Source organism: Kitasatospora sp. NPDC087861 (assembly GCF_044742585.1).
Taxonomy (GTDB): Bacteria; Actinomycetota; Actinomycetes; order Streptomycetales; family Streptomycetaceae; genus Kitasatospora.
Genome location: NZ_JBIUUS010000035.1, coordinates 16415 through 35465, shown reverse-complemented (window position 1 = coordinate 35465; position 19051 = coordinate 16415). Strand labels below are relative to the sequence as shown.

At 73.3% G+C, this 19051-nt stretch carries 20 protein-coding genes; 6 read left to right on the top strand and 14 right to left on the bottom strand.

Annotated elements, in window-relative coordinates:
• Positions 1-38: 38 nt before the first annotated feature.
• Complete coding sequence (locus ACIOJE_RS33470; RefSeq protein ID WP_280683461.1) at positions 39-275, bottom strand: DUF2277 domain-containing protein; 237 nt, start codon at positions 273-275, stop codon at positions 39-41.
• 156 nt (positions 276-431) lie between these two features.
• On the opposite strand from ACIOJE_RS33470, the gene ACIOJE_RS33465 reads away from it, so the two are divergent.
• Complete coding sequence (locus ACIOJE_RS33465; RefSeq protein WP_280683459.1) at positions 432-1643, top strand: MFS transporter; 1212 nt, start codon at positions 432-434, stop codon at positions 1641-1643.
• Here ACIOJE_RS33465 and ACIOJE_RS33460 read toward each other — a convergent pair.
• Both ACIOJE_RS33460 and ACIOJE_RS33455 read right to left on the bottom strand, forming a co-directional pair.
• Complete coding sequence (locus tag ACIOJE_RS33460) at positions 1640-2176, bottom strand: gamma carbonic anhydrase family protein (protein ID WP_400781415.1); 537 nt, start codon at positions 2174-2176, stop codon at positions 1640-1642. The two genes, ACIOJE_RS33465 and ACIOJE_RS33460, sit on opposite strands and share 4 nt — an antisense overlap.
• A gap of 244 nt (positions 2177-2420) precedes the next feature.
• Positions 2421-2987 carry a DJ-1/PfpI family protein gene (locus ACIOJE_RS33455; RefSeq protein ID WP_280683455.1) on the bottom strand — a complete coding sequence of 189 codons (567 nt, stop codon included), beginning with the start codon at positions 2985-2987 and terminating at the stop codon, positions 2421-2423.
• Between the two features lie 258 nt (positions 2988-3245).
• Here ACIOJE_RS33455 and ACIOJE_RS33450 point away from each other — a divergent pair, with 258 nt between their 5' ends.
• Entirely contained in the window at positions 3246-3794 is a 549-nt protein-coding gene (locus ACIOJE_RS33450) for an alpha/beta hydrolase (protein WP_280683453.1), read from the top strand.
• Between the two features lie 31 nt (positions 3795-3825).
• A complete protein-coding gene (locus tag ACIOJE_RS33445; RefSeq protein ID WP_280683452.1) occupies positions 3826-4410 on the top strand; it encodes a hypothetical protein in 585 nt (194 codons plus the stop codon).
• Between the two features lie 108 nt (positions 4411-4518).
• Here ACIOJE_RS33445 and ACIOJE_RS33440 read toward each other — a convergent pair whose 3' ends face one another.
• From ACIOJE_RS33440 to map, 4 genes are all read right to left on the bottom strand, one after another.
• A complete protein-coding gene (locus ACIOJE_RS33440) occupies positions 4519-6843 on the bottom strand; it encodes a transglycosylase domain-containing protein (RefSeq protein WP_400781411.1) in 2325 nt (774 codons plus the stop codon).
• Positions 6844-7020: 177 nt separating this feature from the next.
• On the bottom strand, positions 7021-8523 hold the full coding sequence (locus tag ACIOJE_RS33435) for an alpha/beta hydrolase (protein ID WP_400781409.1): 1503 nt from the start codon (positions 8521-8523) through the stop codon (positions 7021-7023).
• A gap of 153 nt (positions 8524-8676) precedes the next feature.
• Positions 8677-9369: an HAD-IA family hydrolase gene (locus ACIOJE_RS33430; RefSeq protein WP_280686246.1), complete on the bottom strand. Its 693-nt coding sequence runs from the start codon at positions 9367-9369 to the stop codon at positions 8677-8679.
• An 84-nt stretch (positions 9370-9453) separates the two neighbouring features.
• Positions 9454-10221 carry a type I methionyl aminopeptidase gene (map, locus tag ACIOJE_RS33425; RefSeq protein ID WP_280686245.1) on the bottom strand — a complete coding sequence of 256 codons (768 nt, stop codon included), beginning with the start codon at positions 10219-10221 and terminating at the stop codon, positions 9454-9456.
• Positions 10222-10447: 226 nt separating this feature from the next.
• Between map and ACIOJE_RS33420 the strand changes: the two genes are divergently transcribed.
• Entirely contained in the window at positions 10448-10717 is a 270-nt protein-coding gene (locus ACIOJE_RS33420) for a helix-turn-helix domain-containing protein (RefSeq protein ID WP_400674900.1), read from the top strand.
• Between the two features lie 70 nt (positions 10718-10787).
• On the opposite strand, the gene ACIOJE_RS33415 is transcribed toward ACIOJE_RS33420, so the two are convergent.
• The 3 genes from ACIOJE_RS33415 to ACIOJE_RS33405 form a co-directional block, all read right to left on the bottom strand.
• Positions 10788-12182 carry an ABC transporter substrate-binding protein gene (locus tag ACIOJE_RS33415; protein ID WP_400781406.1) on the bottom strand — a complete coding sequence of 465 codons (1395 nt, stop codon included), beginning with the start codon at positions 12180-12182 and terminating at the stop codon, positions 10788-10790.
• Between the two features lie 86 nt (positions 12183-12268).
• Positions 12269-13180 (bottom strand): carbohydrate ABC transporter permease, encoded by a 912-nt coding sequence (locus ACIOJE_RS33410; RefSeq protein WP_400781404.1) that lies wholly within the window; start codon positions 13178-13180, stop codon positions 12269-12271.
• Positions 13177-14097: a sugar ABC transporter permease gene (locus tag ACIOJE_RS33405; protein ID WP_280686241.1), complete on the bottom strand. Its 921-nt coding sequence runs from the start codon at positions 14095-14097 to the stop codon at positions 13177-13179. Before ACIOJE_RS33405 ends, ACIOJE_RS33410 begins: the two co-directional genes overlap by 4 nt.
• A 242-nt stretch (positions 14098-14339) precedes the next feature.
• Here ACIOJE_RS33405 and ACIOJE_RS33400 point away from each other — a divergent pair, with 242 nt between their 5' ends.
• A complete protein-coding gene (locus ACIOJE_RS33400) occupies positions 14340-15002 on the top strand; it encodes an SMI1/KNR4 family protein (protein ID WP_400781400.1) in 663 nt (220 codons plus the stop codon).
• A 75-nt stretch (positions 15003-15077) separates the two neighbouring features.
• Here ACIOJE_RS33400 and ACIOJE_RS33395 read toward each other — a convergent pair whose 3' ends face one another.
• The 3 genes from ACIOJE_RS33395 to ACIOJE_RS33385 form a co-directional block, all read right to left on the bottom strand.
• Positions 15078-15839 carry an SDR family NAD(P)-dependent oxidoreductase gene (locus tag ACIOJE_RS33395; RefSeq protein WP_400781397.1) on the bottom strand — a complete coding sequence of 254 codons (762 nt, stop codon included), beginning with the start codon at positions 15837-15839 and terminating at the stop codon, positions 15078-15080.
• On the bottom strand, positions 15836-17287 hold the full coding sequence (locus ACIOJE_RS33390) for an MFS transporter (RefSeq protein ID WP_400781394.1): 1452 nt from the start codon (positions 17285-17287) through the stop codon (positions 15836-15838). The genes ACIOJE_RS33395 and ACIOJE_RS33390 overlap by 4 nt, the downstream gene beginning before the upstream one ends.
• An 81-nt stretch (positions 17288-17368) precedes the next feature.
• Positions 17369-17950 carry a TetR/AcrR family transcriptional regulator gene (locus tag ACIOJE_RS33385; RefSeq protein ID WP_400781392.1) on the bottom strand — a complete coding sequence of 194 codons (582 nt, stop codon included), beginning with the start codon at positions 17948-17950 and terminating at the stop codon, positions 17369-17371.
• Positions 17951-18101: 151 nt separating this feature from the next.
• Here ACIOJE_RS33385 and ACIOJE_RS33380 point away from each other — a divergent pair, with 151 nt between their 5' ends.
• Entirely contained in the window at positions 18102-18599 is a 498-nt protein-coding gene (locus ACIOJE_RS33380; RefSeq protein ID WP_400781389.1) for a DoxX family protein, read from the top strand.
• A gap of 45 nt (positions 18600-18644) precedes the next feature.
• On the opposite strand, the gene ACIOJE_RS33375 is transcribed toward ACIOJE_RS33380, so the two are convergent.
• Complete coding sequence (locus ACIOJE_RS33375; RefSeq protein ID WP_280686235.1) at positions 18645-18941, bottom strand: MTH1187 family thiamine-binding protein; 297 nt, start codon at positions 18939-18941, stop codon at positions 18645-18647.
• Positions 18942-19051: the final 110 nt, after the last annotated feature.

The following is a 19051-nucleotide window of genomic DNA, read 5'->3' as shown; positions in this document are numbered from 1 at the left end:
CCGGCCCGACCGACGGGCCCGTCCTGCGGCGGGAGTGCCTACACGGTGGCCTCGGCGGCCCGGGCGGGCGCGCCGCGGACCTCGAGTTCGGCGAGCAGCCGGGCGGTCGCCTCGGCGACCACGTCCACGGCCCGCTCGAAGGCCTCCCGGTTGTGCGCCGCCGGGGCACGGAAGCCGGACACCTTCCGGACGTACTGCAGCGCGGCGGCGCGGAAGTCGTCGTCGTCGGCGTCGGGCGTCACCGGCGGTCGCAGCGTCTTGATGTTGCGGCACATGCACCCAGTCTCGCGCGTGGACGCCGCGCTGGCGACCCCCACCCGTCACACGGACCTCACGGCGGCGTCATCCGGCCGGATTAGGATGCCGGACGAACGAATCCCCCGTCCCGCCGCCGCCTCCCCGTGCGCGGGCGTCACCCCGGAGTCACCCCCTTGCCTCTCGCGCTGCTCGCGCTGGCCGTCACCGCGTTCGCCATCGGCACCACCGAATTCGCCGCCATGGGGCTGCTCCCCCAGGTCGCCGACGACCTGCGGGTCTCCATCCCGCAGGCGGGCTGGCTGATCTCGGCGTACGCGCTGGGCGTGGTCGTCGGCGCCCCACTGCTGACCGCGCTGGCCGCCCGGCGTCCGCGCAAGACGGTGCTGGTGGCGCTCGCCGGGCTGTTCGCCACCGGAAACCTGCTGTGCGCGCTCGCGCCGGACTTCTGGACGCTGGCCGCCGCCCGGCTGGTCACCGGGCTTCCGCACGGCGCGTTCTTCGGGGCCGGTGCGGTGGCCGCGGCCGAGCTCGTCGCCCCGAACCGGCGGGCCCGGGCGGTGGCCGTGATGTTCTCCGGCCTGACCGTCGCCAACATCGTCGGCGTACCGGCCGCCACCCTGCTCGGCCAACACCTGGGCTGGCGGGCGACCATGCTGGTGGTCGTCCTGATCGCCGCCGCCGGGACGCTCGCCATCGCGCGGCTGGTGCCGCCGCTGCCCTCCCCCGGGCAGTCCGGGCTCCGGCACGAGCTGCGGGCCTTCCGCAACGGGCAGCTGTGGCTGGCCCTGGCCACCGTGGTGTTCGGCTGCGGCGGCTTCTTCGCCTGCTACAGCTACATCGCGCCGCTGCTCACCGAGGTCTCCGGGTACGCGACCGGCTCGGTGACGCTGGTGCTGGCGCTGTTCGGGGTCGGGATGACGATCGGCAACGTGCTCGGCGGGTTCGCGGCCGACCGGGCGCTGCGCCCGACGGTCTGCGCGGCCTTCGTGCTGCTGGCCGCCACCCTGGCGCTGTTCGCCGTGACCGCGCACGCCCGCTGGTCGGCCGCCGTCACGGTGGTGCTGATCGGGCTGTTCGGCTTCGCGATCGTGCCGGCGGTGCAGACGCTGGTCCTGCAGAAGGCGCGCAGCGCGCCGACGCTGGCCTCGGCGACAGTGCAGGGCGCGTTCAACCTGGCCAACGCGCAGGGGGCCTACTTCGGCGGGCTGGCGCTGGACGCCCGGCTCGGCTGGACCGCACCGACCCTGGTGGGCGCCGGCCTGGCCGGCTCGGGCGCGCTGATCGCGGTGCTCGCCTGGGCCGCCGACCGGCACCGGCCGGCCCCCGTCGCACCGGAGCCGGCCGCGGCCGTGACGCCTCTCGGCGTCGGGGGTCAGTACGTCTAAGGCCTGTCGAGGGGCTCGATCTCGCGGTGGGCGGCGGCCAGCAGCAGGTAGCCCTCGCCGTTGGCCTTGATGCCGGCCTTCTCGTCCTCGGTCAGCTCGCGGCGGACCTTGGCCGGGACGCCCGCGACCAGCGAGCCGGGCGGCACCCGCATCCCCTGCGGCACCACCGCGCCGGCCGCGACCAGCGACCCGGCGCCGATCCGGGCGCCGTTCAGCACGGTGGCGTTCATCCCGACCAGGGCGTCGTCCTCGACCACGCAGCCGTGCAGCACCGCATTGTGCCCGACCGAGATCCGCCGGCCGACCACCAGCGGGAAGCCCGGGTCGGCGTGCAGGGTGCAGTTGTCCTGGATGTTGCTGTCCGGGCCGACGGTGATGGACTCGGCGTCGCCGCGCAGCACCGCCCCGTACCAGACGCCCGCGCCCCGGCCGATCGTCACGTCCCCGACCACGACGGCGTTCGGTGCGAGGAAGGCGCTCGGGTCGACGGCGGGCACCCTGCCCCCGACTGCGGCGATCAGCGGCTCTGCCATGTCTCGTCCTCCTGGTGACGGTTCCCCGTGACGGTGGGCCGTTACGGGTCGCCGGTCAGCGTAGGGGGTGGCCGTCCGCAGCCGGACCCTGGCCCTGCGGGGCGCAGCAGTCGGCCGCCGAGCGGGGCGCGGATGAACGTCCCCAGGTCCGCCGTGGTGGAGATGCCCGCACCGGAGGGGCCGGCCATGGGGCAGCACGGTGGCCCCGAAGGTCCGGGGCGGGGGCGCGGCGGGCCGGGGAGGGTCAGGAGGCCGGGGCCTTGGTGCGCAGGATCTCGATGAACGCGCGCAGCCAGGCCGGGTGGTCGGGCCAGGCGCGGGCCGAGACGACGACGCCGTCCACCACCGCCTCGCCGTCGACGAACTCGGCCCCCGCCGCCTTCACGTCCGGCTCCAGCGCCGGGTAGGCGGAGCTGCGGCGGCCGGACAGCACCCCGGCCGCGGCGGTGATCAGCGGGCCATGGCAGATCTGCGCGACCGGCTTGTCACCGGCGAAGAAGTGCTGGACGATCCGCTGCACGTCGGCGTTGTTGCGCAGGTACTCGGGGGCGCGACCGCCGGGGATGACCAGCGCGACGTAGTCGGCCGGGTCGACGTCGGCGAAGGCGAGGTCGGCGGGCCAGGTGTAACCGGGCTTCTCGGTGTAGGTGTCGTAGCCGTCGACGAAGTCGTGGACGACGAACTGGAGGCGCTTCTTGGTCGGGGCGGCGATGTCGACCTGGTAGCCCTCCTCGCGCAGGCGTTGGTAGGGGTAGAACACCTCCAGCGACTCGGCGGCGTCCCCGGTGACGAGCAGGATCTTCGATGTCATCGCCGACATCCCTCCACATGGTCGAGCGTCCGACATGGCGCGGGCCCGGTCCGGTGGCCACCGGCGGCGCGGGTCCGGTCCAACCTCCCGCACCGGCCGGGCCGTTGGCAACAGGGCGCACCGGCCGGGCTGCGACGTGTGACCCTCGCTGCGCGCCCGCCGCCGTCCGTGTGCGCCGGGTCACCGCCCGGCTGCGGGCGGCGGCGGCGCGCGTCCTAGACTCCTGCTGCCGCCACGACCGCACTCCCGGAGGAGCCCATGCCGGACCGCACCACCTACCTCGTCCTGCCCGGCTACCAGAACTCGGGCCCCGAGCACTGGCAGACCCGCTGGGAGAGCGCCGAACCGGACGCGTTCCGCCGGGTGCAGCAGGCCGACTGGGACCACCCCGACCAGCCGGACTGGGTGGCCCGGGTGGACGCGGCGGTGGCCGAGGCCGCCGCCGACGGGTCGGTGGTGCTGGTCGCCCACAGCCTCGGCTGCATCACGGTGGCCCACTGGGTGGCCACCGCGCCCGCCGAGCGGACCGCCGCGGTGCGCGGCGCGTTGCTGGTCGCCCCCGCCGACATCGACACCGCCGAGGTCCCGGAGCTGGCCGGCTTCCGCCCGGTGGCCCTGGCTCCCTTCCCGTTCCCGACCGTGGTCGTCGCCAGCACCGACGACCCGTGGGCCGCCCCCGAGCGGTCCCGGCTGTTCGCCGGGGCCTGGGGCGCCCGGTACGTCGAACCGGGCGCGCACGGACACCTCAACTCGGACTCCGGGCTGGGCGACTGGCCGGAGGGCCGCAAGCTGCTCGCTGAGCTGTGACACATCGGACGGGGGGACGATGAGGAACCGGATGCCGAAGGCCAGGCGCGTCCTGGTCCGGCTGCTGCTGGCGGCCGGGGTGACCGCCGTGCTGCTCTACACCGAGGGGCAGTGGGAGAGCCGTTCGGGCGGGCTGATGCTGGTCGCCGACCTGCTGAACCAGCCCGAGCTGCTGCTCGGGGCGGCGCTGGCCGCGCTGATCGCCGCCGCCTGGCTGGGCGACCGGCGCACCGCCGTACGGACGGCCACCCGCGCGGTCACGGTGACCGCCGGCGTGGTGTTCCTGCTCGGCGTGCTGGCCGCGCACAAGGTCGCGGCGGCCGAGACCCGCCGCCGGGAGACCGCCCCGGCTCAGCCCGAGCGGGCCCTGGTCGTGGTGCACCGCTCGTACGGCGTCGGACCGAAGAGCGGCGACGACTGGCAGGTGCTGCTGGAGGCCGGTGCGGGCTGGACCGCGCGGCGCTGGTCACTGGCCCAGATCGGCCGGGCTCCGGACGACGCCCGGCTGGTGGAGGCGAGTTGGACGGGCCGGGACCAGATCACCGTGGTCACCGACTCCTATCGGCGCGTCTTCAACCTCGACCAGGACAGCGGCGAGCCGGTCGAGGCGCGCTAGGGCCTGACCACGGCGGGGACGCCGAGGATGCTGGGTGACACGGCGTCATCGTCCGCCGCCGGGCCGGGGCCCCGCAGGAGTACGGGTACTCAGGCGGGGCCGGGCGGCTCACTGGTCCTGGTTGTCGGCCGGGGCGGAGGGCGCGGACGGGGCGGAGGGCGCGGAGCGGCCGACCGGGCTGCTCGGGCTGCCCGGGCTGCTCGGGCTGCCCGGGCTGCTCGGCCGCTGCTTGCCCGGACCGGTGCCGCCGGTGCAGGAGGCGCTCGGCGAGCCGCTGGGGGTGGCGCAGCCCGGGTCGCGCTTGGGCGGGTCCGGGATGTAGACGGTCCGGAAGTCCTGCTCGGGCAGGTTCCGGACCGCGTCGTTCATCGCCTCCTGCCAGATCGGCCCGGGGCCGGTCGCCCCGAACACCTCCTTCTGGTAGTGGCCGCCGATCCGGATGTTCTTCATCGGCACCTTGGTGCCCGGGCTGCCCAGCCAGACCGAGGCGGCCAGGTTGCCCGTGTAACCGGTGAACCAGGCCGACTTCTTCTCGTCCGTGGTCCCGGTCTTTCCGGCGATCTGGCGGCCGTCGTCCAGGCCGAGTTCCTTCGCGGTGCCCTTCTCGGTCACCCCCAGCAGCACGCTGTTGATCACGTCCGCGGTGTTCTCGGACATCACCTCGCCGCACTTGGCCGGGCTCACCGGGACGTCCTTGCCGTCCACCGTGGAGATCCTGTTGATCGCCAGCGGCGCGCAGTAGGTGCCCCGGGCGGCGAAGCTCGCGTACACGTTGGCCATGGTCAGCGGGCTCACCTCCTGGGTACCGAGGCCGAGGGCGGGCAGCTCCTGGAGCGGGTCGCCGCTCGCCTTGCCGGTCACGCCCAGCTTGTTGGCCATCTGCTTGACGGCGCAGAGGCCGATCTCCTGCTCCATCTGCACGAAGTAGGTGTTGACCGAGCGGGCCATCGCCTCCTTGAGCTCGTACGGGCCGACCTCGGACGCGCTCTCGTTGGGGATGCTGCCCTCCTTCTTGCCCTTGCTCAGGTTCTTCCAGGTGCCGTCGCAGGTCTTCATCGTCGGCCAGTCCATGCGGTTGGGCGAGTCGTACCGCTGGGTGGGCGACAGACCGGCCTCCAGGCCCGCGGCGGCCACGATCGGCTTGAAGTTGGAGCCGGGCTGGAAGCCGATGCCGCCGCCCATCGCCGCGTCCACGTTGTAGTTGACGACGGTCTCGTTCTTCTCCTTCGCCAGACCGTAGGGGCGGGTCTGCGCCATCGCCAGGATCTTGCCGGTGCCGGGCTCGACCATCGTCATCGCCGCCGAGACCGGGTCGGTGACGTACACCTGCCGGGAGACGGCGTTCTGGGCGGCGGCCTGCTTCTCCGGATCCAGCGTGGTGTAGATGTTGAGGCCGCCGGTGTCCCACAGCTTCTTGCGGTCGGCGGCGTTCTTGCCGAACACCGGGTCCTGCTTGACCACGTGGCGCACGTAGTCGCAGAAGAAGCCCATGCCGGCCTGGGCGGTGATGCAGCCGTTCTGCGGGTCCTTGTACGTCAGGCCCAGCGGGGCGGCCTTGGCCTCCTTGGCCTGGTCGGCGGTGATGTGCTTGTTCTCGACCATCTTGTCGATGACGGTGTCCCGGCGCTTCTGCGCGGCCACCGGGTGCAGCTTCGGGTCGTACTGGGAGGGGTTCTGCACCAGCCCGGCGAGCATGGCCGCCTCGGGGAGGGCGAGGTCCTTGGCGTCCTTGCTGAAGTACCGCTGCGCGGCCGCCTGTATGCCGTACGCCTGGTGGCCGTAGAAGGTGATGTTCAGGTAGTTGGTGAGGATCTGATCCTTCGTCAGGTCCTCCTCCAGCTTGATGGCGTACCGGAGTTCCTGGATCTTGCGGCCGAGGGTCTTGCGCTGCGCCTCCAGGACGGCCGCCGGGTCGTCGCCGGCCTTCTCGACGTTGACGTTCTTCACGTACTGCTGGGTCAGGGTGGACGCGCCCTGGACGGTGGCGCCGCTCTCCGCGTTCTTGGTGATCGCCCGCAGGACGCCCTTGAGGTCGACGGCGCCGTGCTCGTAGAACCGCGCGTCCTCGATGTCCACCTGCGCCTGGCGCATCAGGGGCGACATCTGCTCGGCGGGTATCACCGTGCGGTCCCGCTCGTAGACCTTGGCGATCAGGCCGCCGCCGGCGTCGAAGATCTGCGTCGCCTGCGTCAGCGGCGGGGTCTTGAAGTCGTCGGGGATGCTCTCGAAGCCCTCGACGCCGCTCTTCGCCCCGAGCCCGACGGCGCCCGCCGCGGGAAGGACGAGGCCGGCCAGCAGGACACCGCCGAGCGTGCAGCAGCCGAGGAACGTGACCGTGTGACCCAGGAATCCGAGCGGGGTCTCACGGCGCCGCGGGCGCGGCACCCAGGTGTCGCCCGCGTCCGGGGCAGGTATGCGGCTCTTCGGTGACATAGCTGGAACACTAAGGCCGCGAATACCCTGCCAGGGCAGGGTGTTGGCGAAGCTTTGTCACAAATCCGCCACAGATTCGGCTCGTTCCGGCTGGTCGGACGGGTGCCCGGTCGAGGGCAAGGACCGTTCGTCCACGGCCCGTTGCCCCCTTCGCCGGTCGGGCTCGTTCGACCCGGCTCAGCCGGCCGGGCAGCGGACGTCCTCGGCCGGTCGGCGGCCGGTGACCAGGAAGTCCGTCACCACCGCGTCGCCGCAGGCGTTCCCGTTGGCCAGGTAGACGTCGTGCCCGCCGGAGTCCACCGTGACCATCCGGGCCCGATCCCCCAGCGCCGCGCGCAGCTTGAGCGCGCCCCGGTACGGGGTGGCGGGGTCGCGCAGGTTCTGCGCCAGCAGGATGTTCGCCGGGCCTCGGCCGGTAACCCGGACCGGCGACTCGGCCGGCGCGAACGGCCAGAAGGCGCACGGCATCACGTTCACCGGCATGCCCGCGGTGAGCGGACGGGCGGCGCGCTCGGCGGCGACGTCCTTCCGGTAGGCGGCCGGATCGGCGGGCCAGGCGACGTCGTTGCAGAGGGTGCCGGCGGAGGCCGCGATGTGGTTCTGCAGCACCTCCTCCGGCGGCACCACCGGCGCGGGCAGCGGGCGGCGGCCGAGGCCGGCCAGCATCAACCGGGCGAGATCGGGGAACGCGCCATCCGCGTACAGGCTCTGCAGCATGGCCTCGCGCAGCACGTTGCCGCTCAGCTCCGCCGGGTTGGCGCCCGGCCAGGGCAGCGGCGCGGCGTCCAGACGGGCGGCGAGGTCCAGGAAGAGCGGGCGGACATCCGCCGGGGTGTCCGCGACCCGGTCCGGATTGCCGGGTGCCGAGGCCCACTCGGCGAAGTCCGGGAAGCGGTCCTCGGCGCCCTGGCCGAAGGCGGCGAGCCAGCCGCGCCCCACCCGCGACGGGTCCGGATCGTCGTTGCTGTCGAGCACGATCCGGTCGGTCTGCCGGGGGAACATCGTGGCGTAGACGGCGCCCGCGTACGTGCCGTACGAGGTGCCCCAGGCCGAGAGGCGGCGCTCGCCGAGGGCCTGGCGGATCCGGTCGATGTCACGGGCCTCGTTGCGGGTACTGAGGCTGCGCAGCACCGGGCCACCGTTGCGGGCGCAGGTCTCGGCGACCCGGCGGGCGGTGGCGAGGTTCTCGTCGATCGAGCCGTCGGCGGCGGGCCAGGGCCGGAGCTTGACCATCGCCAGGTCCGACGTCTCCAGACCACAGCTGACCGGCGTCGAACGGCCGACACCGCGCGGGTCGAAGCCGACCAGGTCGTAGCGGTCCAGGACGGACTGCGGAAGCCGTTTGGCCGCGCCGGCGGGACGGTCGAGGCCGTTGTCGCCGGGCCCGCCGGGGATGATCAGCAGGACACCGTGGCGCAGGCCCGGTTTGGCGGCCGCGATCCGGGAGACGGCGAGGGTGATCTGCGGGCCGTCCGGGTCCGCGTAGTCGAGCGGGATGGCGAGGGTGGTGCACTGCTGGCGGGCGTAGGCCTGGCCCGGGCAGGCCGACCAGGCGAGGCGGCTCGCCCCGGCGGCGTCCGCGCCCGGGCCCGCCGCTGCGGCGGGCTGGGCGGCGAAGACGGTGACGACGAGCGCGGCGGCCGCGGTCACGGCGGCGAGGGTGCGGTTGGGGTTCGGCATGCCCAGAAGTCTGCTGGCGCCGGGGACTTGGACCCATCCGGGCAGCGGGTCGACCGGGGGTGGGGTAAACCCCCCTCTCCCGGCCATTGCTGAGGGGAGGTCAACACCTTGGCAGCTCCGGCTGGTTCAGAGCAGGTGGCGAGCTCCGGGCGGTCAGGACAGCAGGTCGAGCAGGGGCGTCAGGGCGGCGGGGCGCTGCTCGACCGGCAGGTGGTCCACCGGGTGGAAGGCGCAGCCCAGGGCCGTCGCCCCGCCGTCGCAGGTCCGGTCGTCGCCGACCATCAGCACGTCGGCCGGGGGCAGGCCCAGCCGCTCGCAGGCCGCCTCGAAGATCACCGGGTCGGGCTTCTGCGCGCCGAGCTCGAAGGACAGCACGTAGGCGTCGACGAGCTCGTCGAGCCCGTGCTCCCGGAAGATCGGCCGCAGGTCCCAGCCGATGTTGCTCACCACCGCCACGGGCACGCCCCGGCGGCGCAGCTCCCGCAGCACCGGCCCGGCGTCCGGGTACGGCCGCCAGCTCGCGGGTGCCATGTGCGTGTCGTAGAGGGCGTCCACATCGAGGGCGGCGGGCGGCTCGGCCGCGCGTGCCAGCGCGGTGTACGCCGCCCGGTGCAGCTGCGGGGTCAAGTCCCGCTCCTGCCAGGCCTCCTGTACGTCCACCGGGATGCGGCGGGGCGGTACGCCGCCCGGCAGGGCGCCGAACTCCTCCAGCCTCCGGACCAGTTCGGCCTGCTCGGAAGCGGGCAGGCCGAGGCCGGTGGACGCCGCGAAGGCGTCCAGCCACTGGGCGGTCGAGGCGACCCGGAAGAGGGTGCCGGAGAAGTCGAACATCACGCCTTTGGTCACACCGCCGAGCGTACCGGGCCGAGGTGAACGCCAGGGTGGGGGCCCGCACGCCGCCGGCCGGACGGGCCACCGGTCGGACGGGCCCTACCGCAGGGTCAGGATGCGCGGGCCGTCCTCGGTGATCGCGACGGTGTGCTCGATGTGCGCGGCGCGGCTGCCGTCGGTGGTGCGCAGCGTCCAGCCGTCCGGATCGGTGTCGTAGTCGTCCCGGCCGCCGGCCGTGAGCATCGGCTCGATCGCCAGCACCAGGCCCGGCCGCAGCCGGTAACCCCGGCCCGGCCGGCCCTCGTTGGGCAGGTGCGGGTCCTCGTGCATGTGGCGCCCGATGCCGTGTCCGCCGAAGCCCTCGGGCAGGCCGTAGCGCCCGGCGCGGGCGACGCTGCCGACGGCGTGGGCGATGTCGCCGATCCGGTTGCCGACCACCGCGGCGGCGATGCCGGCCTCCAGGGCGCGCCGGGTGGCGTCGATCAGGGCCGTGTCCTCGGGCCGGGCGGTGCCGACGATGAAGCTCACGGCGGAGTCGCCGGCCCAGCCGTTCAGGACGGCGCCGCAGTCGATGCTCACCAGATCGCCGTCGCACAGCCGGTAGCCGTCCGGGATGCCGTGCACGACGGCGTCGTTCACGGAGGCGCAGATGACGGCCGGGAACGGCACGGGGGCGAAGGACGGGCGGTAGCCCAGGAACGGCGAGGTGGCCCCGGCCGCCCGCAGCACGCCGCGCGCCACCTCGTCCAGTTCCAGCAGGCTCACACCCACCGCCGCCGCGTCGCGCACGGCGGCCAGCGCGTCCGCCACCACCCGCCCGGCCTCGCGCATCGCGTCCAGGGCGGCGTCCGACTTGATCTCGACCATGGTGACTCGTCTCCCCTCGATCCAATTCTTATACCGGTATTTGTATCACGGTCTGCGGAGTGGGAAGGCCGCCGGGCTGAGCGGAAGAGCGCGGCCCCCGCGCCGGCCGGACGACGGGGAGGGCGGGGGCGCGTGGCGCGGCCTCGGAGATGGGCCCCGGGGGGCCGGTCGGCCGGGGAGGGCGATGGCGCCCGGACCGTACGGGGCAGGCCGTAGTATCGACCTCATGGTGAGGACTCCGCTGACCCCGTGGGAGCGCGAGCGTGGGGAGCGCTTCGGGGCGCTGCTGCGCGAGGCGCGTGGTGAGCGCAGCATGGTCGAGGTGGCGGCGGTGGCCGGTGTCTCGGCGGAGACGTTGCGCAAGATCGAGACGGGTCGGGCGCCGACGCCGTCGTTCTTCACCATCGCGGCGCTGGCGTTCGCGCTGGATCTGTCGCTGGACGAGCTGGCGGCCGCCTGCGTGCTTCCCGAGGACGGCGAAGCGCTCTCGGCGTGACGCTCCGCACGACGCGCGACGGCCCGCCCGGGCGGTGCTGCGCCGGGCGGGCCGTCGTGGAGCGGGCGGGTCAGCTCACGGAGCTGTTGTAGCTCTCGATCGCGGGCTGGAGTTCCTTGGCCGCGTCGGCGAGGGCCTGCTGGGCGGTCTTGGAGCCCGCGATGGTCTGCTCGATGGCGGTCTCCACACCCTTGCGGGCCTGCGGCATCACGCCGAGCAGGCAGCCCGCGGTGGCCGGGGACGGCTTGGTGGCCTTGAGCTGGTCGATGGCGGTCTGGAACTGCGGGTACTTGGCCACCCACTCCTTGTCCTTGGGGTCGTCCAGGGACTTGCGGTTGACCGGGAAGTAGCCGGTGCCGGTGTGCCAGACGGCCTGCTGCTCGGGGGCGGTGACGAACTTCTCGAACTCCCAGGCCGCGCGCTTCTCGGCGTCGGAGTGGCCCGGGCCGCTGATCCACAGCGAGGCGCCGCCGATGACGGGGCCGCCCTGGTCCGCGGCGGCGACCTTGGGGAAGGCCGCGGTGGCGACGGTGAACTTGGCGGCCTCGGTGTAGCCGCGCAGCACGCCGGTGGACTCCAGGTGCATGGCGACGGTGCCGGCCTTGAACGCGGCCTGGGCGTCGTCGGTGTTGCGGCCGGTGTTGGCCGCGTAGCCGCCCTTGACCAGGTCGGCCCACCACTGGACGATCTGCGCGCCCTGGGCGGAGTCGAAGACGGCCTTGCCGGCCTTGTTGCTGCGGCCGTTGTCCTGGTCGCAGTACATGGTGCCGGACTCGGCGAGCAGCTGCTCGACGAACCAGCCGTAGATGGCGGCGCCGAAGCCGTAGCGGACGGTCTTGCCGTCGGCGTCCTTCTTGGTCAGCTTCTTCGCCAGTTCGCCGAGTTCGGCGAGGTCCTTGGGCGGCTGGGCCGGGTCGACACCGGCCTCCTTGAAGGCGTCGGTGTTGAGGTAGAGCAGCGGCATCGAGGAGTTGAACGGCATCGAGGCGAGCTTGCCGCCGACGGAGTAGTAGTTGCGGATGTTCGGGTCGAGGTCGTCGAGCGCGTAGCCGTCCTTGTCGGCGAAGGCCTGGGCCGGGACGGTCTGCTTGGAGTCGATCATGAACCGGGTGCCGATGTCGTAGACCTGCACCAGGGCGGGGGTGCCCTTCTGCTGCACCGCGGCCTTGTACTTGGCGACCAGGTCGTCGTACTTGCCCTGGAACTGCGGCTTGACCTCGATCTTGCCCTGGTGGGCGGCGTTGAACTGGTTGACCAGCCCGGTCAGGACCTCGGCGTTCTTGCCGGTCATCGAGTGCCAGAACTCGACGCCGGTGACGCCGGAGGCCTGGTCGAGCGCCTGGGCGCCGGGGGCGGCGGCGTCGGAGGAGCCGCCGGAGCCGGAGCTGGAACCGCCGGAGCTACAGGCGGTCAGGGACAGGCCGGCCACCAGCAGGGCCGCGAGCGCGCGGGCACTCTTCTTCACGGGAGGTTCTCTCTCTGTCGGGAGGGACGTGCTCGGGAGAGCGGGAGGAGCGGAGCGGAGGGCGCGGAGCCGGTCAGCGGAGCCGGTCAGCGGACGGCGCCCGCAGTGAGGCCGCGGACGATGAAGCGCTGGCCGAAGACCACCAGGGCGAGGGTGGGCAGCAGCGAGAGCACGACACCGGCCAGGATCAGGCCCGGGTCGGCCATCTCGGAGTCGCGCAGCGAGGTCAGACCGATCTGCAGGGTCTGCATGTTCGCCGTGCGGGTGATGATGAGCGGCCAGAAGTACTGGTTCCAGGCGGACAGGAAGACGTAGATCGACAGTGCCGCCAGGGCGGGTTTGTTGAGCGGGACGACGATCCGCCACAGGAACCGCCAGTGGCCCGCGCCGTCGATCCGCGCGGCGTCGCGCAGTTCGCCGGGAAGTTGCCGGAAGGACTGCCGCAGCATGAAGGTGCCGAAGCCGGAGGCGAGGAAGGGCAGCACCAGGCCGAAGTAGGTGTTTCCGAGCCCCCAGCCCGACAGCGTCAGGTAGTTGGGGATGATGATGGCCTCCCACGGGACCATCAACGTCGCCAGGAACACCCCGAACACCACGGCCCGCGCCTTGAGCGGCAGGAAGACGAAGGCGTACGCGGCCAGGATCGAGGTGAACAGCTGGGCGAGCGTGATGACGGTCGCCACGATCGCCGAGTTGGCGTACTGCCGGGCCAGCGGGATGGTGTCGACGGCGCCGGCGAAGTTCCGCCCGGTGACCGAGTGGGGCACCAACGCCGGCGGGTAGGAGGAGAGTTCGGACGGACCCATGAAGGCGCCGGCGATCGCGTAGTACACCGGGAAGGCCACGGTGACGACGGCGACGGCGAGCAGCAGGTAGACGGTGGCGCGGCCGAGCAGGTCGCGCGGCGAGCGGCCGGCCAGGATGCGGGTGCGCGGGCGGCGTGGTGCCTCGGCCCCGCCCTGGGGCCCGGCTCCGGCCTCGGTGGCGGTCACGGTCATGCGTAGTGCACCTTCCGCTCCAGGACGCCGAACTGGACGGCCGTGCAGGCGAGGACGACCACGAGCAGCACCACGGCCTGGGCACTCGCGGTGCCGAAGTCGCTGGAGCCGTAGGCGAAGGCCTTCTCGTAGACGGAGTAGACGAGGGTCCGGGTGGCACCGTCCGGGCCGCCCTTGGTGAGGATGTGGATCTGGCCGAAACTCTGCAGCGCGTGGACGGTGGAGACCACGGTCAGGAAGAACAGGTTCGGGCCGAGCATCGGCACGGTGATCGAGCGGGCCAGCCGCAGGCCTGAGGCGCCGTCGATCCTGGCCGCCTCCAGGATCTCGGCGGGGATCGAGCCGATGCCGGCGGAGAGCACCAGGACGTTGTAGCCGAGGCTCATCCAGATCGTGGTGACGGCGACCGAGAGCAGCGCGTAGCGGGAGTCGGTCAGCCAGCCGATCGGGCCGAGCCCGAGGTGCGAGAGCAGGCCGTTGAGCACCCCGCTGGCGGGGTTGAAGAACACCGCGAAGACCACGGACGCGCTGGCCACCGAGAAGGCGAAGGGCAGCGCGAAGGCGGAGCGCAGCAACCGCACGCCCCGGATCCGGTTCTCCAGGAGCAGCACCAGCGCCAGCGCGCCGAGGACGCCGGGCACCACCGTCAGCACCGTGAACAGGGCGGTGGTGACGAGGGTGCGCCGGAAGTCCGCCGAGGTCAGCAGGTCGGTGTAGTGCTTCATCCCGACGTAGCGGGAGGGCGCGCCGAACAGGTCGTTCGCGTGCCCGCTCAGGTAGATCGTCCGTCCCAGCGGGTAGCCGATGAAGAGGACGAACACCACCAGGGAGGGCAGCAGGAAGGCCCAGGCGAGCCCGTGCTCGCCCCAGCGGTTTCGGCGACCCGGTGGGGGCGCGGTGTGCGGTGCGGTCGGCATGGGGTGCGCGTCCGCCTTTCGTTGCGTCGGTTCCGGCCGAAACCGTGTCCTGCCCACACGACGGGCTGGAAACCCCACGGTGAGCAATGAGTGTCGGTGGGCTTACGCGTTCGCGTCAGAATTCGGCCGGTCGTGCGCGGACGGGCGTTGGGGCGCGTCCTCACCCGTCGCGGCATCCCCTCAAGTACGCCCTCCAGTACGCCCTCCAGTGGCCTGTCGGTGGGGCGTCGTACGGTTCCCGGATGAACGACACCAAATTCGACCTACCGGCCGCGATGGCCGAATCCCTGCGGGGCCGCGCGGGCGCCCGGGCGCTCGTCGAGGGCTTCGCAGCCTACTGGGGCGAGCCGCTGCGACCCGGCGACGGCTTCGAGGACGCCGAACTCGACGCCGCCGAGCGGCGCCTGGGCCTGCGGCTGCCCGTCGCGCTGCGCGAGGCGTACCGGCTGTTCGGCCGCCGGGCGGACCTCACCGGCAACCACAACCGGCTGCTGCCGCCGGAGGAACTGTTCGTCCTGGACGGCGCTTTGGTGTACCAGGAGGAGAACCAGGCGTGCGCGCACTGGGGCGTCCTGCTGGCCGACCTCGACCAGGACGATCCGCCGACGGTGGGCCGGCCGGACCTCGCGGACAAGTCGGAGGAACGCTGGGAGCCCTGGGAGGAGCGCTTCTCGACGGCCGCCGTGGTGATGGCGATGATGGAGAAGCTGCTGCAGGACGACGAGCTGAGCGTTTTCGCCGAGTCAGATGCGGAGGTTCCGGAGGGGCTTACGGAGCTGCCCCGGCTCGGCCGTGGCTGCCGCTGGTTCGCCTGGCCGGACGTACTGGTCATCGCGATCGACGAGGACTTCGTGGTGGCCCGGGCCCGGACCGAGCAGGCGCGGGACGCGTTCGCGGAGCTGTAGCCGCGAACGGCTCAACGACCGGTTGCCGTCCGGCCGTTGGGCCGCTCTGCCGCCCGGTCGTTGAGCCGGGGCGGGTCAGGCGGTGGCGCCGCCGTCCAGGACCAGGTCGGCGCCGACGATGAAGGCCGCCTCGGGCGAGGCGAGGTACAGCACCGCGGCGGCGACCTCCTCGACCGCACCCGCCCGGCCGACCGGGAGGCTCTCCTTCATCCGTGCGGCCTTGTCGGCCTCGTTCTCACCGGGCCGGGTGGACATGCTGGTGTCCACCGGGCCGGGGCTCACCATGGTGATCCGGATACCGTCCGCGATGTGGTCGAGCGCGGCGCTGCGGGTCAGCGCGGTGACGGCGGCCTTGCTGGCGGCGTAGGCGCCGAGGCCGGGCAGGCGCATGTGGACGCCGAGGTTGGACGAGACGTTGACGATCGCGCCGCCGCCGTGGGCCCGCATGTGGCCGATCTGGTGCTTCATGGCGAGCCAGGTGCCGGTCAGGTTGACGCCGAACACCCGGTGCCACTCGTCCTCGTCGATGTCGGCGACCGGGCCGACAGCGCCGAACACGCCCGCGTTGTTGACGGCGACGTCCAGCCCGCCGAACAGCTCGACGGTCTCCCGGACCAGCCGGGCGGCGTCCTGACCGTCCGCCACGTCCCCGGTCAGCGCGACGGCCTTGCCGCCGGCCCGCTCGATCAGCTCGACCGTCTCGGCGAGCGGGCCGGCGCTGCGGCCGGCCACCGCGACCCGCGCGCCCTCCCCGGCGAAGGCGAGGGCGATGGCCCGGCCGATGCCGCTGCCGCCGCCGGTGACCAGGACGGACTTGTCGGCGAAACGCGTGGTCATGATGAGTACTCCTTGGTTCGGTTGGTGCGTTCTGGTGCGGAGGTGGTCTTGGTGGGGTCGGCGCCCTCGGTGCTCCCGGCCTCGACGGGCCCGTTCGATCGGCGGGCGAGGGTGGCGACCGCGAGGGCGGTGAGCGCCAGCCCGACGGCGGCCGCCGCGAAGGCCGCGGCATAGCCGCCGACCACGGTCGGACGGGTGGCGGCGAGCGCCATCAGGGCGGCGACGCCGGCGGTGGGGCCGAGCTCCATGGCGGTGTTGAGCACGCCTGCGGCGAGGCCGGTCCGCTCGGGCGGCACGCCGCCGGTGGCGAGCACGGCCGCGCCGGCGAAGGCCGCCGCGGCCCCGGCGGGCAGCAGGAGCAGCCCGGGCAGCAGCCCGCCGACGTACCCGCTCCCGGGTGCGAGCCGGGCCAGCAGGCCGAGCCCGGCACCCGCCACGGCGAGCCCGCCGGCGGTGACCGCGACGGGGCCGTACCGGGCGGCCAACGGCCCGGCCAGGCGACCGGCCGCCAGCAGCGCCCCCGCGTACGGCAGGAAGGCTGCGGAGGTGGCCAACACGCCCCAGCCACGGACCTGTTGGAGGTAGAGCGCGAGCAGCAGGGAGGTCAGCGCGGTGCCGGCGGCGGTCGCCATGACGGCGGCGAGCGCGGTGGCCCGGTGCCGGTCGGCGAGGAAGCCGGGTGGCAGCAGCGGGTCTGCGGTGCGCCGCTCGGCGGCGGCGAAGGCGAGCAGCAGGAACAGCCCGGCGGCCAGCGGCGCGACCACCTCGGGGCCCCGCCAGCCGTGCTCGGTGGATGCCACCAGGCCGTAACTGGCCGCGCAGACACCGGCGGTGGCCAGGGCGGCGCCGGGCAGGTCCAGGCCCGGGCGGCGGTGGCCCGCCGGTTCGGCGGTCGGCAGCGAGCCGGAGCGGGCGAGGCCGATGAGGGCGACCAGGACGGGGACGGCGAACAGCCAGCGCCAGGAGACCCAGGCGGCGACCGCCCCGGAGAGCAGGTTCCCGGCGGTGGCACCGAGCACCGAGAGGCCTCCCCAGGTGGCCATCGCCCGCCGGTAGCGCGCGGGTTCGGGATACAGCGCCCGGACGACGGCGACCGCCGCCGGGGCGGCCAGGGCCGCGCCGACGCCCTGGGCGAAGCGGCTCGCCAGCAGGACGGGGTAGCCGGGCGCGAGAGCGCAGGCGATCGAGGCGGCGGCGAGCAGGACCAGCCCGACCCGCAGCATTCGCCGGCCGCCGTGGCGGTCGGTGAGCCGGCCGCCGAGGAGCAACAGGGCGCTGAAGGAGAGCCCGTACGCGGCGCTCAGCAGCAGGACACCGGACGGGCCGAGCCCGAACTCCCGGGCCACCAGGGGCAGCGGCACGGACAGGATCATGATCGTGAAGATCAGCGTGGCCTGCACGCCACCGAGCAGGGCGAAGCCTGGCCGGTCCGCCGTGGCGGCGCTCATGGAAACCCCCCTCCCTATAATGACCGTTCGGTCCAGTATCGAGACAGCAAAGACGACCCCTCACCATCGCCCCACGATCCGTCAGTCGAGCAGCACCAGCGCCTGCTCGGCGGCGTCCCGCACCCGGGCCGCGCCGTCGGCGGTCCTGCCCAGCACCCGCATGCCCTGCATCAGCACCAGCAGCATCCGGGCCAGCGCCCTCGGGTCCCGCCCGGCGGGCAGTTCACCCTGGGCGTCGGCGCGCACCAGGGCCGCGGTCAGCGCCGTCTCCACGTGACCGAGACTGGCCTCCACCCGACGAGCCGCCGCGGGGTCGTGCGGGGCGAGTTCGACCGCGGTGTTGGTGACGAAGCAGCCGCGCTTCATCCCGTCCTCGGCGGACTCCGCCGCGAACCGGCGGACCAGCGCGCGGACGGCCGGCAGCACCGGGCCGGGCTGGGACAGCTCGACCAGCAGCACCGGGTCAGCCTGCTCGCCGTACCGCTCCAACGCCCGCAGGAACAGTTCATGCTTGCTGCCGAAGGTGGCGTAGATGCTCGCCCGGGCGATCCCGAGCTCCTCAACCAGGTCGGCCATCGAGGTGGCCTCGTAGCCGCGCCGCCAGAACAGCTCAAGGGCCGCCTGGAGCACGGTGTCCGGGTCGAATTCCTTCGTTCGCGCCATGGGTGAACGCTAACCCTTTCCAGAACGGTCGGTCAATATAGGCCCCGAAGGTCGCACACGTGAGATCTGACGGAGCATTGCCAACTGGACTAGACCAAGGCTACCCTTACCGCCCCGTACCTCCTCCTCCCCCCACAGGAGGCGTTTCCCCATGCCCGCGAACCTTCCCACCTCCCCCCAGCAGGTGGCCGACGCCGCGCGCCCCCTCGTCCTGACGGCCTTCCGGGTCGTCGTCGGCCTGCTCTTCGCCTGCCACGGCGCCGCCTCGCTCTTCGGCGTCCTCGGCGGGGCCAAGGGCGGCGGCACCGTCCCGCTCGGCCAGTGGCCCGGCTGGTGGGCCGCGCTGATCCAGCTGCTCGGCGGCGCCCTGGTGCTGCTCGGCATCGGCACCCGGACGGCCGCCCTGCTCTGCTCCGGCTCGATGGCGTACGCCTACTTCACCGTCCACCAGGAGCACTCGCCGCTGCCGCTGCAGAACGGCGGCGAGCCCTCCGTCATGTTCTGCTGGGCCTTCCTCGCCATCGCGGTGCTCGGCTCCGGCCCGTACGCCCTGGACCGGCTGCTGGTGCGGCGCGCCGCGGCCGAGCCGGTGACCGAGCCCGCGACGGAACCCGCACCGGCCGGCGTGCAGCCCCGCCCGACCGGCTGAGCGGCCCGCTGGGCGGCCCCTGGCCGAGCGACCGGCTGTGCGGGGTCAGTGCTCGGACAGGTGCCGCTCCACCGAGGCGACCTTGGCGGTGAGCCCGTCGGTGACCCCGGCCCGGTCGTCGATCTTGATGACCGTGCTCACCCGGCCGCTGTAGGCCTTCACCGCCTCGATCGCCTCCCGAATCACCGGCATCACCTCGTCCCACTCCCCCTCGATGCTGGTGAACATCGCGTCGGTCCGGTTGGGCAGCCCGCTCGCCCGGACCACCCGGACGGCGGCGGCCACCGCCTCCCCCACGTCCTCGCCGATCCCCAGCGGGGTCACCGAAAAGGCTGCGATCACGACTCTGCGCTCCTTCCGCCGACGGCCCTCGCCGGCGGCACCGGTCGCGGTCCGGACCGATCCGGACCGCGACCAGGCTAACCACACGCGGCCGGACCGGCCCTGAGCGC

Bases quoted from the DNA above. Each gene is read 5' to 3' on its own strand.
- ACIOJE_RS33470 (WP_280683461.1), bottom strand. From the start codon at position 275: ATGTGCCGCAACATCAAGACGCTGCGACCGCCGGTGACGCCCGACGCC.
- ACIOJE_RS33460 (WP_400781415.1), bottom strand. From the start codon at position 2,176: ATGGCAGAGCCGCTGATCGCCGCAGTCGGGGGCAGGGTGCCCGCCGTC.
- ACIOJE_RS33455 (WP_280683455.1), bottom strand. From the start codon at position 2,987: ATGACATCGAAGATCCTGCTCGTCACCGGGGACGCCGCCGAGTCGCTG.
- ACIOJE_RS33450 (WP_280683453.1), top strand. From the start codon at position 3,246: ATGCCGGACCGCACCACCTACCTCGTCCTGCCCGGCTACCAGAACTCG.
- ACIOJE_RS33445 (WP_280683452.1), top strand. From the start codon at position 3,826: ATGCCGAAGGCCAGGCGCGTCCTGGTCCGGCTGCTGCTGGCGGCCGGG.
- ACIOJE_RS33440 (WP_400781411.1), bottom strand. From the start codon at position 6,843: ATGTCACCGAAGAGCCGCATACCTGCCCCGGACGCGGGCGACACCTGG.
- ACIOJE_RS33435 (WP_400781409.1), bottom strand. From the start codon at position 8,523: ATGCCGAACCCCAACCGCACCCTCGCCGCCGTGACCGCGGCCGCCGCG.
- map (WP_280686245.1), bottom strand. From the start codon at position 10,221: ATGGTCGAGATCAAGTCGGACGCCGCCCTGGACGCGATGCGCGAGGCC.
- ACIOJE_RS33420 (WP_400674900.1), top strand. From the start codon at position 10,448: ATGGTGAGGACTCCGCTGACCCCGTGGGAGCGCGAGCGTGGGGAGCGC.
- ACIOJE_RS33410 (WP_400781404.1), bottom strand. From the start codon at position 13,180: ATGACCGTGACCGCCACCGAGGCCGGAGCCGGGCCCCAGGGCGGGGCC.
- ACIOJE_RS33405 (WP_280686241.1), bottom strand. From the start codon at position 14,097: ATGCCGACCGCACCGCACACCGCGCCCCCACCGGGTCGCCGAAACCGC.
- ACIOJE_RS33400 (WP_400781400.1), top strand. From the start codon at position 14,340: ATGAACGACACCAAATTCGACCTACCGGCCGCGATGGCCGAATCCCTG.
- ACIOJE_RS33395 (WP_400781397.1), bottom strand. From the start codon at position 15,839: ATGACCACGCGTTTCGCCGACAAGTCCGTCCTGGTCACCGGCGGCGGC.
- ACIOJE_RS33390 (WP_400781394.1), bottom strand. From the start codon at position 17,287: ATGAGCGCCGCCACGGCGGACCGGCCAGGCTTCGCCCTGCTCGGTGGC.
- ACIOJE_RS33385 (WP_400781392.1), bottom strand. From the start codon at position 17,950: ATGGCGCGAACGAAGGAATTCGACCCGGACACCGTGCTCCAGGCGGCC.
- ACIOJE_RS33380 (WP_400781389.1), top strand. From the start codon at position 18,102: ATGCCCGCGAACCTTCCCACCTCCCCCCAGCAGGTGGCCGACGCCGCG.